The sequence below is a fragment of the Streptomyces sp. NBC_01775 genome, assembly GCF_035917675.1.
GTDB lineage: Bacteria > Actinomycetota > Actinomycetes > Streptomycetales > Streptomycetaceae > Streptomyces.
In genome coordinates, this window is record NZ_CP109104.1 from 4,348,818 (window position 1) to 4,363,725 (window position 14,908).

The 14,908-nt window shown below is 70.6% G+C and carries 14 protein-coding genes, 1 tRNA gene and 1 other RNA gene; 6 read left to right on the top strand and 10 right to left on the bottom strand.

Going from position 1 to position 14,908, the window contains the following annotated elements; all coding sequences use genetic code 11:
* Positions 1 to 135 precede the first annotated feature (135 nt).
* From recR to ffs, 4 genes are all read right to left on the bottom strand, one after another.
* Positions 136 to 735 carry a recombination mediator RecR gene (recR, locus tag OHB04_RS19315; RefSeq protein ID WP_326688928.1) on the bottom strand — a complete coding sequence of 200 codons (600 nt, stop codon included), beginning with the start codon at positions 733 to 735 and terminating at the stop codon, positions 136 to 138.
* 183 nt (positions 736 to 918) lie between these two features.
* A complete protein-coding gene (locus tag OHB04_RS19320; RefSeq protein WP_326688929.1) occupies positions 919 to 1,260 on the bottom strand; it encodes a YbaB/EbfC family nucleoid-associated protein in 342 nt (113 codons plus the stop codon).
* A 211-nt stretch (positions 1,261 to 1,471) separates the two neighbouring features.
* Entirely contained in the window at positions 1,472 to 3,901 is a 2,430-nt protein-coding gene (locus OHB04_RS19325; protein WP_326807897.1) for a DNA polymerase III subunit gamma and tau, read from the bottom strand.
* A gap of 69 nt (positions 3,902 to 3,970) precedes the next feature.
* An RNA gene (gene ffs, locus OHB04_RS19330) (signal recognition particle sRNA small type) lies at positions 3,971 to 4,069 on the bottom strand.
* A 72-nt stretch (positions 4,070 to 4,141) separates the two neighbouring features.
* Between ffs and OHB04_RS19335 the strand changes: the two genes are divergently transcribed.
* Both OHB04_RS19335 and OHB04_RS19340 read left to right on the top strand, forming a co-directional pair.
* Positions 4,142 to 4,226 (top strand) — tRNA-Ser (locus tag OHB04_RS19335).
* 297 nt (positions 4,227 to 4,523) lie between these two features.
* A complete protein-coding gene (locus tag OHB04_RS19340; RefSeq protein WP_326807898.1) occupies positions 4,524 to 5,912 on the top strand; it encodes a sensor histidine kinase in 1,389 nt (462 codons plus the stop codon).
* A 139-nt stretch (positions 5,913 to 6,051) separates the two neighbouring features.
* Here the strand turns inward: OHB04_RS19340 and OHB04_RS19345 are convergent, their stop codons facing one another.
* Positions 6,052 to 6,696: a response regulator transcription factor gene (locus tag OHB04_RS19345; RefSeq protein ID WP_326688953.1), complete on the bottom strand. Its 645-nt coding sequence runs from the start codon at positions 6,694 to 6,696 to the stop codon at positions 6,052 to 6,054.
* A gap of 538 nt (positions 6,697 to 7,234) precedes the next feature.
* Here OHB04_RS19345 and OHB04_RS19350 point away from each other — a divergent pair.
* Entirely contained in the window at positions 7,235 to 7,999 is a 765-nt protein-coding gene (locus OHB04_RS19350; RefSeq protein WP_326807899.1) for a S1 family peptidase, read from the top strand.
* Positions 8,000 to 8,296: 297 nt separating this feature from the next.
* Here the strand turns inward: OHB04_RS19350 and OHB04_RS19355 are convergent, their stop codons facing one another.
* A complete protein-coding gene (locus OHB04_RS19355; RefSeq protein ID WP_326688955.1) occupies positions 8,297 to 8,545 on the bottom strand; it encodes a hypothetical protein in 249 nt (82 codons plus the stop codon).
* Between the two features lie 134 nt (positions 8,546 to 8,679).
* Between OHB04_RS19355 and OHB04_RS19360 the strand changes: the two genes are divergently transcribed.
* Positions 8,680 to 9,336: a hypothetical protein gene (locus tag OHB04_RS19360; RefSeq protein ID WP_326688956.1), complete on the top strand. Its 657-nt coding sequence runs from the start codon at positions 8,680 to 8,682 to the stop codon at positions 9,334 to 9,336.
* 353 nt (positions 9,337 to 9,689) lie between these two features.
* On the opposite strand, the gene OHB04_RS19365 is transcribed toward OHB04_RS19360, so the two are convergent.
* Positions 9,690 to 10,265, bottom strand: a complete 576-nt coding sequence (locus tag OHB04_RS19365) for a hypothetical protein (protein WP_326688957.1) — start codon at positions 10,263 to 10,265, stop codon at positions 9,690 to 9,692.
* An 85-nt stretch (positions 10,266 to 10,350) separates the two neighbouring features.
* Here OHB04_RS19365 and OHB04_RS19370 point away from each other — a divergent pair, with 85 nt between their 5' ends.
* On the top strand, positions 10,351 to 10,818 hold the full coding sequence (locus OHB04_RS19370) for a MarR family winged helix-turn-helix transcriptional regulator (protein ID WP_326688958.1): 468 nt from the start codon (positions 10,351 to 10,353) through the stop codon (positions 10,816 to 10,818).
* A gap of 37 nt (positions 10,819 to 10,855) precedes the next feature.
* On the opposite strand, the gene OHB04_RS19375 is transcribed toward OHB04_RS19370, so the two are convergent.
* The 3 genes from OHB04_RS19375 to OHB04_RS19385 all read right to left on the bottom strand — a co-directional run bounded on the left by OHB04_RS19375 (position 10,856) and on the right by OHB04_RS19385 (position 13,766).
* A complete protein-coding gene (locus OHB04_RS19375; protein ID WP_326688959.1) occupies positions 10,856 to 11,713 on the bottom strand; it encodes a ribonuclease BN in 858 nt (285 codons plus the stop codon).
* A gap of 37 nt (positions 11,714 to 11,750) precedes the next feature.
* Entirely contained in the window at positions 11,751 to 12,308 is a 558-nt protein-coding gene (locus OHB04_RS19380) for a hypothetical protein (RefSeq protein ID WP_326807900.1), read from the bottom strand.
* 465 nt (positions 12,309 to 12,773) lie between these two features.
* On the bottom strand, positions 12,774 to 13,766 hold the full coding sequence (locus OHB04_RS19385) for a GlxA family transcriptional regulator (protein WP_442815099.1): 993 nt from the start codon (positions 13,764 to 13,766) through the stop codon (positions 12,774 to 12,776).
* A gap of 160 nt (positions 13,767 to 13,926) precedes the next feature.
* On the opposite strand from OHB04_RS19385, the gene OHB04_RS19390 reads away from it, so the two are divergent.
* Complete coding sequence (locus OHB04_RS19390; RefSeq protein WP_326688962.1) at positions 13,927 to 14,820, top strand: NAD(P)-dependent oxidoreductase; 894 nt, start codon at positions 13,927 to 13,929, stop codon at positions 14,818 to 14,820.
* Positions 14,821 to 14,908: the final 88 nt, after the last annotated feature.

The following is a 14,908-nucleotide window of genomic DNA, read 5'->3' on the forward strand; positions in this document are numbered from 1 at the left end:
CGCGCTTCGTCATGGGCGTCGTGCGTGTGGGCGTCCGTGTGGTGGCTCCCCCGCCGCGCGGCACACATCCAGGCGTTACGGATGCGGGCCTGACGCATCCGGGCGTCCGGCATCCGGGCATCCGGAATCCTCGCGTCACACATCCAGGAGCCGCCTTCCTTCGAAGGCCCGCCCCAGGGTGACCTCGTCCGCGTACTCCAGGTCCCCTCCGACGGGCAGCCCGCTGGCCAGCCGCGTCACCTTCAGCCCCAGCGCGGACACCATCCGCGCGAGGTAGGTGGCCGTCGCCTCGCCCTCCAGGTTGGGGTCCGTCGCGAGGATCAGCTCGGTGACCGTGCCGTCGGCCAGACGAGTCAGGAGCTCTCTTATCCGCAGGTCGTCGGGGCCGACGCCCTCGATGGGGCTGATCGCCCCGCCGAGCACGTGGTAACAGCCCCGGAACTCACGGGTCCGCTCGATCGCGACGACGTCCTTCGGCTCCTCGACCACACAGATGACGGCCGGGTCGCGACGGGGGTCGAGGCAGACCCTGCACCGCTCCTCCTGCGCGACATTGCCGCACACCGCGCAGAACCTGACCTTCTCCTTGACCTCGGTCAGCGCGTGTGCGAGACGGCGCACATCGGCCGGCTCGGCCTGGAGGATGTGAAAAGCGATCCGCTGCGCGCTCTTGGGACCGACGCCGGGCAGCCTGCCCAGTTCGTCGATGAGGTCCTGGACCACGCCTTCGTACACGGATGCACTCCTGCTCTTTCTGGGATTGTGCTCTCCGTACGTTAGTTGCCCGTACGGGACCCCGGTAGCCACCTGCAAGAAGCACGGCGACCGGAACGACCTGGGCGACCTGAACGGCCGGGGCGGGCGAGGCAGGCCCGCGCTGTCAGAACCCGCGCCGGCGGGCGAGGCGGGCCCCCGCTGTCAGAAGGGGAGCCCCGGCATACCGCCGCCACCCAGGCCCTGGGCGAGCGGGCCGAGCTTCTGCTGCTGGAGCTCCTGCGCCGCGTTGTTCGCGTCACGGACGGCCGCCAGCACCAGGTCGGCGAGCGTCTCGGTGTCCTCCGGGTCCACGGCCTTCGGGTCGATGACCAGACCCTGAAGCTCGCCCCCGCCGGTCACGGTCGCCTTCACCAGGCCACCGCCCGCGGAGCCCTCGACGGGCGTCTCGGCAAGCTCCTGCTGCGCCACGGCCAAGTCCTGCTGCATCTTCTGTGCCTGTTGCAGCAGCTGCTGCATATCGGGCTGTCCACCACCGGGAATCACGGCATCGCTCCTGGCTCTTTCGACGACTTTGCAGAGCTACGAGCCTACGTGCTCTCCACCCACCCCAGGGCCCGGCCCCCGAGACTCCTCACGGCTTGCCGACACGGGCCACACGGGTCGCCGAGGCGGGTGCCACACGGGTCGCCGAGACGGGCAGGCCGCACCGGCACGCCGCCACCGGGCGGCCGACAGACCCGGGGGCGGGGGCGGGTCACTCGTGCTGGAACTCCTCTATGACCGTCGCGCCCAGCTCGCGGACGATGAGGTCGTGGCCCGAGAGCGCCGACTCGTCGAGGTCGGGGTCGTCCTCGGCGGGCATGTCGTCCTCCAGCCCGATGCCGGGCGGCGCGGAGCGGGGCACTGCCCCTGCTCCGGGGGCCGCCTCGGGCGGCGGCGGGGCGGACGCCGGGCCGGGAGCCGCCGATGGCGCGGAGGCGGACGCCGGGGCCGGGGCCGACGGTCCCGCGTGGGCGGACTGCGCTCCGCCCGCCGGGGAAGGTCTCTGCGCGCTGTCACCCCCGGGCGCCCCCGGGGCCGGGACGGCTGGCGCGGCCGAGGGAGCCGCCCACTGCTGCGGCGGCTGCGCCGCCGGCGCGGGAGCCGTCATCGTCGCGCGCACTCCGGCACCGGCACCCGTCGCCGTCCCGAATCCGCCCCCGGTGCTCCCGGGCCCGCTAGGGCCCGCCGCACCACCGCCCCCCGAACCGCTTCCCGACCCGCCTCCCGAGGGGTCGACGATTGCCTCGACCTGCCACTGGACGCCCAACGAGTCGCTGAGCGCCTGGCGCAGCACCTCGTCGCTGCCGCCGTTGGCGAAGCTGTCGCGCGCGCCCGCGTTCGGAAACCCGACCTGGAGCGTCTTGCCGTCGAACCCGACGACCTGCGCGTTCTGGCTGAGCAGGATCCAGGTGAAGCGGCGCCGGTTCTTGACCGCCTCCAGAATCTGCGGCCACATCTGCCGGATCTGCGCCGGGTCACCCCCGGCACCGGCCCCGCCGGAAGCGACGGGAGCCGCGGGCGCGGCGGGGGCGGGAGCGGCGGGCACGGAGGGGGCGGGGGACGCGGCGGGGGCGGACGAGGCAGCGGAGGCGCCCGGCCAGGCCCCCGGCCGACGCCCTTCCCCGGACTCCCCGGCCCCGCCACCCGCACCGCCGCTACCGGGCGCGGCGGCCCCCGGCCAGGCACCGGGCCGCCGCTCGGGCGCCGGCTCGGACGGGGGCGCGGGCTCGGGTTCGGCGGGTGCGGGTTCGGCGGGTGCGGGAGCAGGGACGTCAGCCGACGGGGCGGGTGCGGCGGCCGGCGGCACGGACGCACCGCCATCAACGGCGCCAGGGGCGGAGGAGGCAGCCACAGGGGTGGAGGCAGGAGCAGGAGCAGGAGCAGGAGCCACCCCGGGCCCCCCACCAACACCAGCCCCAGTCCCAGCCCCAAATCCACCACCGGCACCGGCACCGGTCCCGCCGCTGCCCCCGGCGCCCAACGCCACGCCCCGCTCCAGCCGGTCCAGCCGCGCCTGTACCGACCGTTCGTCCCCATAGGTGGCGGGCAGCAGCACGCGCGCGCAGATCAGCTCGAGCTGCAACCGCGGCGAGGTCGCGCCGCGCATCTCCGTCAGCCCGGTGTTGACCAGATCGGCGGCGCGGCTCAGCTCGGCGGCGCCGAACACCGCGGCCTGGGCACGCATCCGCTCCAGGACGTCGCCGGGAGCGTCGATCATCGTCTTCTCCACGGCATCCGGCACGGCCGCCAGAATGACCAGGTCCCGCAGCCGCTCCAGCAGGTCGGCGACGAAGCGGCGCGGGTCGTGCCCGCCCTCGATGACCCGGTCGACGATCTCGAAGGTGCGGGCGCCGTCCCCGGCCGCGAAGGCGTCGACGACGTCGTCCAGCAGCGCGCTGTCCGTGTAGCCGAGCAGCGCGGTGGCCATGGCGTACGTCACACCGTCCTCGCCGGCACCGGCGAGCAACTGGTCCATCACCGACATCGAGTCCCGAACGGACCCGGCCCCGGCCCGTACGGCCAGCGGCAGCACCGTCTCCTCGACGGGGATGGCCTCGCGCTCACACACCTCGGCGAGGTGGTCACGCAACGTCCCGGGAGGCACGAGCCGGAACGGGTAGTGATGGGTGCGCGACCGGATGGTCCCGATGACCTTCTCGGGCTCCGTCGTCGCGAAGATGAACTTCAGATGCTCCGGCGGCTCTTCGACGACCTTCAGCAGCGCGTTGAACCCCGCGGGGGTCACCATGTGCGCCTCGTCGACGATGTAGATCTTGTAGCGGCTGGAGGCGGGCCCGAAGAACGCCTTCTCGCGCAGCTCGCGGGCGTCGTCCACACCACCGTGCGAGGCGGCGTCGATCTCGATCACATCGAGCGACCCGGGCCCGTTCCGCGCCAGGTCGCGGCAGGACTGGCACTCACCGCAGGGGGCCGGGGTCGGCCCCTGCTCGCAGTTGAGACAGCGGGCCAGGATGCGCGCGCTGGTCGTCTTCCCACAGCCGCGCGGGCCGCTGAAGAGATACGCGTGGTTGACACGGTTGTTGCGCAGCGCCTGCTGCAAGGGGTCGGTCACATGCTCTTGCCCGATGACCTCGGCGAAGGTCTCGGGGCGATAGCGGCGGTACAGGGCGAGGGACGACACACCCCCGACGATATAGGCGCCCACCGACATGTGGGCCCAAGTGGCCCCGCTCACACAAACGCCCCAGGGAACGCGAACGCCCCCCACGCACCCGCCAGAGCCAACCTACCCTTGCTGCCTTCCGGCCCTGGGGGAGTTCAGTCAGATAGCGCCACGTGAGGGGCTGCGCCAACAGTACCCGATCCCGACCACCGGATACGAGTTCGCGAGCACTCCTCGGAGTCTTGTACAGTTTGCGGCGGAGGATTCGCCTAGTGGCCTAGGGCGCACGCTTGGAAAGCGTGTTGGGGGCAACCCCTCACGAGTTCGAATCTCGTATCCTCCGCCCAGCCTCACCGGGCTGAACGTAGGGCCCCACCGGTTCGCCGGTGGGGCCCTACGTCGTTCTTGGTTGCAGTTGGCGCCGGGTCCTGCGGGCCGTCGTCCCAGTAGGCATCGGCGAAGCGGCCTGCACCGGCCGGGAGAAGACGGTCCGGTCGATCCGTGTCGGTGGCCTCTGTCGTGCCTGATGAGGCATTCCACCGGTCACCGGCACGCAGAGAGCGGGGCCGGATCGGGCACCGACCGGGCACGACGGACCTCCGCCGGATTCCGGTCCGGCAGCGCCTTCTATCCTCGCCGGGTGAGAACCACCAGTCGCACCCGCCAGCTCGGGAACACGCTGCGCAACCGGGCGCTCCTGCCTCCCGGCGACGGGGGCACAACGCAGAGCCTCACGGCGCGGCCCGTACCGCGCGCGCCCCTCCTGCCGGCGCGCGCTGCGGACCTGGTGCTGACGGTCGTCGCGTTGCTGCTCGCGGTGTTGGGCAGCTTCCAGAATCCCTACCTGGGACCGGCCGCTCCCTGGGCGAACCTGCTGATCGCCGGGGTGAGCGCGCTGCCGCTGCTCGTGCGGCGCCGGGCCCCCGAGCTGGTACTCGCCGTCGCACTGGTCGCCAAGGTCCTCCAGGTCTCGCCTTTCGCCACGCCCCTCGCCTACTACGCGGAGGGCGCCTACCGCGGCCCGCACAGCCGTCGGACCGTCTGGGCCTCGGCCGGTATCGGGCTCGTGGTCCTCGCGCCCTGGGACGCGGCAGCATGGTCCAGCCTCCGGACAGTGGTGACCTGGTTCACGGTCAACTTCGTCTTCTCCTGCCTGTTGCCACTGCTGCTGGGGCTTTACGTGGGCCAACGGCGCGCCGTCGTCGCCGGTCTCGTCGAACGCGCTGAGCACGCCGAGCGGGAACAGCGGCTCGTCGCCGAGGCCGCGCGGGAAGAGGAGCGCCGGCGCATCGCGGGAGAGATGCACGACGTGGTCTCCCACCAGGTGAGTCTGATCGTCGTACACGCCAACGCGCTCGGCGCCGTCGCGCACGACCCGCAGACGACGGGCGAGGCCGCACAGATCATCCAGACGGCCGGTCGGCGCGCACTGACCGAACTCCGCGAGATGCTGGGGCTGCTCAGGAACGGCCCGGCCGATGGCCCGGCCGCCGGGGCCGGGGAGCCACCGGCACCCGCGGGAGGCGATGCTGCCAAGGACGGGTCGGAGGCCGCGGCGCACGATCCTGCCGCGTCGGCCGAGCGGCGGCCGGCGCCCGGCGCTGCCGTCGACCGGATCACCGAGCTGGCCGACAGCTCGCGGACCGCCGGGCTGCCCGTCACCGTGCTCGTCGAGGGCACGCCGCAGCCGCTGGCAAAGCCGGTCGAGCGTGCCGCACACCGGGTCGTGCAGGAGGCACTGACCAACGTGCACAAACACGCCCCGGGCGCCACGACGCAGATTCACCTCGCATTCGGCCCGCGAACCGTGCGGGTACGGATCGTCAACGGCCCTCCGGAGAGGTCCGCCGAGACGACTGCCGACGGTGCGCCTCTGCTGCCCAGCGGGGGGCACGGGCTGATCGGCCTGACGGAGCGGGTCCGCCTGGCCGGAGGCACCATCGAGTCCGGGCCCACCGGTGACGGCGGCTTCGGTATCGAGGTCGCGCTGCCCGTGTCGGTGGCCGGAGCGCCCGCAACCGGAGCGTGACTCTGCCGGGGCCCATGGCGCCCGGCAGAGCACCCGCCTCTGCGAGCCGCCCTACGCCGTGTTCGACGGACCGCGGCACTCGGTGATCATGCCGACTGCCGTTCGTCGACGTCGTCGACGTCGTCGGCGAGTGAGGCGTTCAGGTCAGTCCGGCGTCGTGGGTGATGAGCGCCACCTGGGTGCGGTTGGCGGCGTCGAGCTTGGTCATGATCCGGGTGAGATGGACCTTGACCGTGGACTGGCTCACGAACAGGTCGGTGGCGATCTCGGAGTTGCTGTGGCCCTGGGCGACTGCCATGGCGACCTCGCGCTCGCGGGCGGTCAGCTCCGCCATCCGCGATCGCGCTTGCGCACCCGCCGCGCCGGTGGCGAAGGCGGCCAGCAGCTTGGTGGTGATGCGCGGTGAGAGCATCGCCTCGCCGCGCGCGAGGACCCGTACCGCGTCGGTCAGCTCGCGCGACGAGGTGTCTTTGAGCAGGAACCCCGCCGCGCCGTGCTGGAGTGCCGCGTAGACGTATTCGTCAACGTCGAAGGTGGTGAGCACCGCGACGGCGGGAGGGTCGGGCAGCGCGGCGAGCTGCTGGGCGACCTCCAGGCCGTCGACGCGGGGCATCTGGATGTCGGTCAGCACCACGTCCGGGCAGTGCTCGGCCACCAGGTCCATTGCCACGGAGCCGTCATCGCCTTCGGCGACCACCTCGATGTCCGGCTCGGCGTTGAGGATCATCCGGATGCCCCTGCGCACCAACTCCTCATCGTCGAGCAGGACCACCTTGACGGTCACTCACGCCACCGACCTCGTCCGTCTACGGGCAACATCACCTGCACAGTATCCGCCGTCCCGGTACGCCCAACGCACAGTGATCGGCCCGTCAGCATCACGCGTTCCCGCATCCCCGTCGGGCCGTAACCGGATCCGGGACGGCCTCGGCGGAGGCGTCGTCGCCGAGTTCCCCGTCGCTCCGTCACCTCACGGTCGTCCCGCAGTACGTGATCCAGTCTCCGTGCCGTACGACTTTCGGGCAGTCCGCCCGAGCGGAAAGGACGATGTGCCGAGGGTGCCGACCAGGACAGGATCGACGGCGTCGGGTCCTGCCGGGCCTGATGCGGATGTTCGCATCCAGGAGTTCGCGAGGACAGAGGAGAGCGCCGGCGAGCTGATCACGCAGGGGGTGCGCCTTCGGCGCGGCCTGCCCGTACAGCCAGGACCGAGCGGTCTGTGCGGCGGACGGGATCGCGGGGCCTCCCCAAGCCGGTCCCGTTCCGGCCCCGTTCTGAGCTCTGCGCGTGACCGAATCGTGGGACGAGACGCAGGAGGACAGATGATCAAGCGCGGCAAGGCGGCACTGTGCGCGGTGGCCGGGGTGATCGCGGTCGCGCTCACCATGGCAGTGACACCGTCCGCATCGGCGATCATCGGGGGACACAAAGCCACCTCGGAGTACCCGTTCATGGCGAGCGTGCAGAAGGACGGCAAGCACTACTGCGGAGCTTCCCTGATCAAACGGGACTGGGTCGTGACCGCCGGGCACTGCACGGTGAACGTCAAGCCCAAGCAGCTTTCCGTGCGGGTCGGCGACCACGATCGTACGAAGGGCGCCGAAGCGAAGGTCACCAAGGTCATCGCGCACCCGGACTTCTCCTACGAGCCGTTCCGCAACGACGTGGCCGTCATGAAACTGGACCACCCCGTGGACGCGAAGCCCATCAAGCTGGCCACTGAATCCGCACCGGCGGGTACCGGCACTCGGATCCTCGGCTGGGGAATGACCTGCGAGGACGGCAGCGATTGCCCGAACCCGCCGATCCAGTTGCAGGAACTGGACACCAACATCGTCCCCGACGGACGGTGCAGCGAGAACTACAACGCGGACGACGAGCTGTGCACCGACAGCCCCACCAAGAACGCGCAAGCGTGCATCCTCGACTCCGGCGGGCCGCAGATCAAGGGCCGTCCCGGGAAGTGGGAACTGATCGGGGCGACCAGCCGCGACGGCGACGCCGATCCGAAGTGTGCCACCGGCCCCGGCATCTACACCGACCTGACCGCCCACCGCGACTGGATCGAGCGGGCCACTGCGAAGTGACCCGGGGGGCCCGGTCCATGGCGATCAGTGCAAGGCCCAGCGACCGCTCTCCCGCCATGGAGCGCTTCCTTGAACACCAGGGCTTCACCCCGGCTCGCCGGCGCTTCTGACGGACTCGGAGTGGTTGCAGTTCTGGTTGCGTTCACCCCCGTCCAGCCCTGTCCGCAGCGCCTCCGCATCACTGCTCGACCGCAGGTCAGGATGCACCAGCACCCCGCCGTACCTTCGGACGAAGACTTGGAAAGCGTGTTGGGGGCAACCCCTCACGAGTTCGAATCTCGTATCCTCCGCCCAGCCTCACCGGGCTGAACGCCGGCCGAGCATGCTCATCACGGCCACGTAAGCGAGTCGGCGCTCAGAAGCTTGGAACAAGGTGACGAACACCCCCGAGCAGAGCTGCCACGACGACCGTCGCGGCGTGCCCGTCGCGGGCTCGGCAGGCAGTTCCCCAGCGGACGACCAGCCCCCTTCGGCCGCCATGACGGCGAACCGTTCCGCGCAGTCGTACTCCTTCAGGACCAGTCGGCGGGAACGATGCAGCGCCATGATTGCTCCTCGTTCGCACCCTCGGTGGGAAACAGAAGTGATCGCGAACGTTCAAGACTAATGCGGAACGAACCCCACGGCGATCTACGGGGGAGTACTGAGCAGTGGTGGACGGAGTCGAGCAGACTGTCGACGTGGATTCAGGCATCGCAGCGATCTTGGGGGCAGCCGTAGGGGCGTTGGGCACCGGCGGTGCGGCTTTCGTCACGGGCCTGTGGACAGCCAGGGCCACGCAGCGCCAGTTGGAGGCTCAGGACGCGCAGGCGAAACGTCAGCTACGGGTCGAGCACATCCGGGAGCGCCGCGAGCCGCGCAGTAAGGCGTACGCGGACTTCGTCGCACAGGCACGTGCCGTCGAGAGGGCGACGGGGAGGTACCGGGATTCACACACCCTCGACATGGATGGTTTCCACCAAGAGGTCGACAAGCTCGACTACTTGGGCGTGCATGTATCGCTGGAGGGCCCGCAACTCCTGATCCCTTCCTCGCAAGAGGTAGTCCGATGTGCGCATCGGTTCATCAAGCCGCTTCGCCATGCGATCGCGATGCACCAGCAGTTCGGCGACCCGTCAGACGAGCACGCCCAAGCGGCGTCAGCCCTCGCAGACGTCGGCTTCGAGTTCATCGCCAAGATGAAAGACTTCACGGAAGCCGCCCGCCTCGTACTCGACGAGGAAGGGGCTGACCCGACGATGCCCCCTGTCGGGCGCGAACGACCTCAGCAGCCGTCCCGCCCTTGGCTTGGGTCGATCAAGAGCCGGAAGTCGGCGCCAGTTGGCAATCAGCGCTGACATCAACGACTGCGGACGACAGCAGTGCGGCAGGGATGTGGTGCTAGATCATCCGCCGCCCGGGCTCGGCACAGGTTGTGATGGCCCGGTTCGTGATCGAACTCCTGGCCGGTGTCTGTCCGCATGAGTTCCGAGTTGCCCACCATCCACCTCCGCTGTCTCCGGGTTGCTTGGCTGAGCTGGATGGCCGGTGCGGCGAGCCATCGCGCGCCTGATCGTTCGGCCCCCCGCCGTCGTGGCGGGCTGTCTTTGGCTGAGGTTCCAGCGCAGCGCTGCGGTACAGCAGCGCGCCCACGGTGCGCACCGGGTTGCCCAGCTCGGCGTAGGCACGGCCGGAGTACCGGCAGACCGGCTCAGCGGGCGAAGCGGCGGGCGATGTGCAGCGCGCCGAAGTCGACGGTGGCGCCTGCGAGACGGGCGCGGATGAGGACGCCGACGGTCCGGACGGTGATCATGGCCAGGACCATGAGGACGAACGCGGTGCCGTAGGTGGCGGCCGGGACCCGGTGCTCGATCGAGAACGTCGCCAGGGCGTGGGTGAACCAGTGGGTCGAGCCGTAGGCGAAGGCCATGCGCAGGGCCATCGCGACCGTCCACAGCGCGGCGTAGGGCCAGCCTGCGACGGTGACCAGGCGGGAGTCGGCCGGGTCGCGGCGGACCTGGATCAGGGCGATCGAGGCCAGACCGAACAGCAGGCCGACCGCGAGCCCGGCCGCCTCGATCAGGTGGGCCGTGCTCCCGGAGGGGATTTCCTTGAGGTACTTGAAGCCGACGCCCGCGACGATCGCGACGGGCAGTAGCAGCCGCCTGGCGTCCGGGCGTCGTGTGCCGAGCTGGGTGGCGAGGATCGCGATGAACACGCCGGTGTAGAGCAGGTAGTCGCTGAGGCTCATGGTGTTCTCCAGTGGTTCGTCGGGCTTGCCGCCCATCTACATCTCTAAAGATGCATCTCAACAGATTCATCTGTCAAGATGCATCTTCTAAGATGCATACCGAGAGATGTATCTTGGAGGGATGGAGATGAGCGACCTGTATCAACTCGGCCGCCGCCTGGCCGAGATCGCCCTTGAGGACATGGGCGCCGACGCACTCGATATAGCCCCCGGCGAGTTCCTGGTCCTCCAAGACCTCTTCCTGCACGGCCGCAGCGCCGTGGGGGACATCGCCAAGCGCACCGGCCTGGCCCAGAGCCGCGTCTCCACGAGCGTGCGGAACCTGGCCGGCCGTAGCTGGGTCGCCACCGCGGCCGACCCAGCCGACGGCCGCAAAACCCTGGTCGACCTCACCGAGGCCATCCGCACCGCCAGCGAACAGCGCCGCGCCGGACGCGCCGACAAGGCCCTGGACAACGCCCTGGCCAAGGTGGACGACAAAGAGCGAGGCACCCTCATCGCGGCACTCGCCCGCCTGCACCAACTCCTCGTCGCAGACCACGCACCGCGCCGGTTCCCTGACACAGCCACACCCCGGACCGGCCGGTAGCCCGGGGCCCCGGGGGCGAACGGTCGGGTGCCGGGCGTCAGCTCGGCGGGGGCGTTCCGCGCTTGCGGTGCCGCGCCCGCCTCAACGCGCTCATGACACGGGGGACTTCTTCGTGCAGCAGACGGCCGAGCAGGGCGCCGCCGAAGACGACGACCCCCACACCCACAAGCCAGGACTGGAGGACGAGGACCGTTCCGATAGAGCCGTAGGAAACGGCACTCGACGCGATCAGCGGCGAGAAGACCAGCCGGGAGAAGACTCTGAGGCCGAGGAGCCCGATCACGGTCACCACCGCGCCGATCAGCAGGGCACCCCAGCGGACGCGTCCGCTGAGCAGGAAGCGCTGCGACCACCAGAAGAACAGAACCGCGCTCAGCGACGCGGCAGTCGTGTCGATCGAGGAGCCCCGCCACAGTCCGGTGGTGGCGGACACGAAGAGGTATCCGACGAGGCCTCCGAGCCAGACGGCATGCCGCCATCTCGCGTGCCAGTGGGCGGGAGGCAGGGACCACACCTTCTCGTAGCCGGTCTGCACCACCGTGCCGAAGGGCAGGCCGAACAGGGCGAGGGTGGCGATCCCGAAGGCGGTCGTGGTGCGCAGGACCTGATCGGGCCGCGCGAACAGCTCCTCGACCTGCATTCCTGAAGTACTCGACAGGCCGAGCGCCTCCCCCAGCCACTGCGCGAGCCCCCGGCCGCGTTCCTGATCGGCCGAGGAGATCACGAGCAGCAGTGGCACCAGTGTGAGGAACCCGAGCGCGGCGAAGCCCAGGGAGCGCGAACCCAGCTCAAGGTCGCTGGCGCTCCTCCACCCGCGGCGGACGAGGGAGTGGAGAAATGTGCGGCACAGTCGGCTCGCCACGGAGGAGCGGGCGTTCGGATTTTTCTTCGGCATGTACGTGGGCCGTCGCGCCGGTCCTTTCCTCTCGGTCTCAGCGGGCGCCCGGAGTGAGGCTGTGCCCGTCGGCGGGATCGGGGGAGTCGGCGGAATTGGCGGAGCCGGCGGGATCGGCGGAGAAGTTCGCCGCCGCCGCGGCGAGGCGCAGCGTCTCCAGCGTCTCGATCTGCCCGAGGGCCCGGTCCAGCAGCGCCCTGACCCGCTCTTCGTCCAGCCCGCCCTCCCGCTGGGCCACCATGAGCAGGGTGCGCCAGCCGAGGGCCTTCCCCTCCACGCCCACGCGCATGGCCTCCAGCTCGATGAGGGTGCTCAGTCCGGAGCGCCGGTACAGCGCTCCGTTCGGCTTCAGGCGCCCCAGCCTCTCGGCCGCCCACCCGCCGTAGATCTTGTACCGGCGAGCGGGCACCCCGAGTTCGTCCATGATCGCCAGCAGAGCCCGCCGGTCCTCCGTGACCTGCGCGGCGAGGCGCTCCAGGTCGGCGCCGGGTGCCGCATCCCGTTGCCGGCGGGCGATCCGACGCGCGAGACCGACGCCGAAGGTGGCTCCGGCGAGATGGTCGTTGAGGTAGATCGCGAGTTTGTCGGCATGCATCGTGCGTCCTTCCCGGCCGCTTCCGCACTCTCCACGAGGCCGCAGCCGCCGCGTACCGGGGTCGGCAGCCGTCGGCTTCCTCGGTGACATCGCCGCACAGCACATCGCGAGAGACGGGAGTTGATCGTGCGAACTGTCCTGCATTACGCCGAAGAGCGTAAATCAGGGGAATATGCGAAGAGTCTGCCATGAGCAGGGCGGATCGTCGGCTCTCGCGCGGGCCTCGGTCACGGCGTGCCGCGGGGGCCCGGGGCTGCCGGACGACGCCGGGTGTCCGCTCGCACGACCGGACTCACCCCGGTCTCGTTCGCCCCCGTGCGTCCCGACCTTCCGCCACTCCGGGTCCGGGTCCAGGTCCGGGTCTCCAGGTCCAGGTCCGGTCCGGCCCCGTCGTCCTTGGCGTCACCGGGACCTCGGCCGTGCCGTGGTCGGTCCGCTGTCGGCCCTCTCCCCCGGGCCGGGCCCTCAAGCGGGGAGGGGCGGCTCGGGCGCTGTCCGGGGGAAGGCCCGCCGGTAGTCGCTCGGCGACACCCCCAGCTGTTTGAGGAAGTGGTGGCGGAGGTTGTTCGCCGTGCCCAGGCCGCTCAGCTCCCCGACCTTCTCGATCGGCAAGTCTGTTGATTCCAGCAGGCTTTGGGCTCGTCCCAGGCGCTGGGTGAGGAGCCACTGGAGTGGAGTCGTCCCGGTGGCCGCCTGGAGTCGCCGGTGGAGGGTCCGCGGGCTCATCGCCGCGCACCGTGCCAGGTCCTCCACCGTCAGGGGCTGGTCCAGGTGAGTGCGGGCCCAGTCCAGTACGGGCCCCAGGCTCCCCTCGTCGGCGGCCGGCACGGACAGGTCGATGAACTGCGCCTGGCCGCCGGGCCGGTGGGCGGGCACCACCATCCGGCGGGCCAGCTGGTTGGCGACGTGTGCGCCCAGGTCGCGGCGTACCAGATGGAGGCAGAGGTCGAGACCGGCGGTCAGCCCGGCGCTGGTGAGCACGTCACCGTCGTCCACGTACAACACCGAGTCGTCGACTCCTACCTTCGGGTAACGCTCGGCCAGTTGAGCGGTGTGCATCCAGTGGGCGGTGGCGCGTCGTCCGTCGAGCAGCCCCGCCTCGGCGAGTGCGAAGGCACCGGTGCACAGGGACACCATGCGGGCGCCCGCGTCGTGGGCGTGGCGCAGGGCTGTGAGCAGCGCCCGGGGCAGTGGCCTGCCCTCGTCGACGCAAGGGTCGGGCACCGAGGGCACGATGACCGTGTCGGCGCCGACCAGGTCATCGAGCCCGTGGCGGGTCCGCAGGGACAGCCCGGTCTCGATCGCGGAGCTGTCCTGCCGGCGCTCCCCCGTACCGCACAGCCGCAGGTCGTACCAGGGATCGGCAAGGTCGGGCTGCGGCTTCCCGAAGACGGTGCAGGGGATGCTCAACTCGTACAGATCCCATGAGGGAACGCCGATGTCCTCTGTCACGACCACGGCGACGGAGCCAGGATTCATGGCTCGAAGGGTATGGCAGGAATTTGGTGGTTGCCGTCACCAGTGTCACTGTCTCCGGCCGCCACGCGCTGCGATCTTCTTCCTTACGCGACCAACCGCCGCGCAGGCGGACATCCGTAGCTGTAGAGGGAGTTGTGGCATGAATTCCGATCACCCGGCGGTAACCGTCATCGGGCTGGGCTCGATGGGCTCGGCGCTGGCCGCCGTATTGCTGGAGCGGGGCCATGAGACCACCGTGTGGAACCGCTCGGCGCACAAGGCCCGGTCGCTGGTCGACCGGGGAGCCCGCCTGGCCGCGACGCCCGAGGAGGCGATCGCGGCGAGCCCGCTGACCATCGCTTGCGTACTGGACTACGAGGCGCTGTACACCGTCCTCGACCCCGTCGCCGGCTCGCTCGCGGGCAAGGTCCTGGTCAACCTCACCTCCGGTTCCCCGGAGCAGGCCCACGAGGCCGCCGCGTGGGCCCGGTCGCACGCCGCCGACTATCTCGACGGCGCGATCATGACCACCCCGCCGGGGGTCGGCAGCCCCGAGATGATGTTCCTCTACAGCGGTTCGGACGCCGTCTTCGAAGCCCACCGTCCGACCTTGGCGTCCCTGGGGGACCCCTTGCACCTGGGCACCGACCCGGGCCTGGCCTCCCTCTACGACGCCGCCCTGCTCGGCCTGATGTGGTCCACCATGACCGGCTGGCTGCACGGCACCGCGCTGGTCGGCGCGGAGAAGACGCAGGCCACGGCCTTCACCCCGGTCGCGATCCGCTGGCTGACCGCCGTGGCCGGTTTCCTGACCGCCTACGCGCCCCAGGTGGACGCCGGCCGCTACCCGGGCGACGACGCCACCGTCGACGTGCAGATCACGGCCATCGGCCATCTCATTCACGCCGCGGCGGCCCGCGGCATCGACAACGCCCTGCCCGCACTCCTGAAATCCGCCATGGAACGGGCCAAAGCCGCAGGACACGGCTCCGACAGCTACGCGAGCGTGATCGAGGTCCTGAAGAACCCGGCCGTCGGCTCAAGCACTCGGTAGACCCCCGGGCCGGGCGCCGGGCTCGCCGCCTGCCCCGACGGGGGCGCATTGCATGACGTGCCCACGCCCGGATAGCGTGACGAACCCC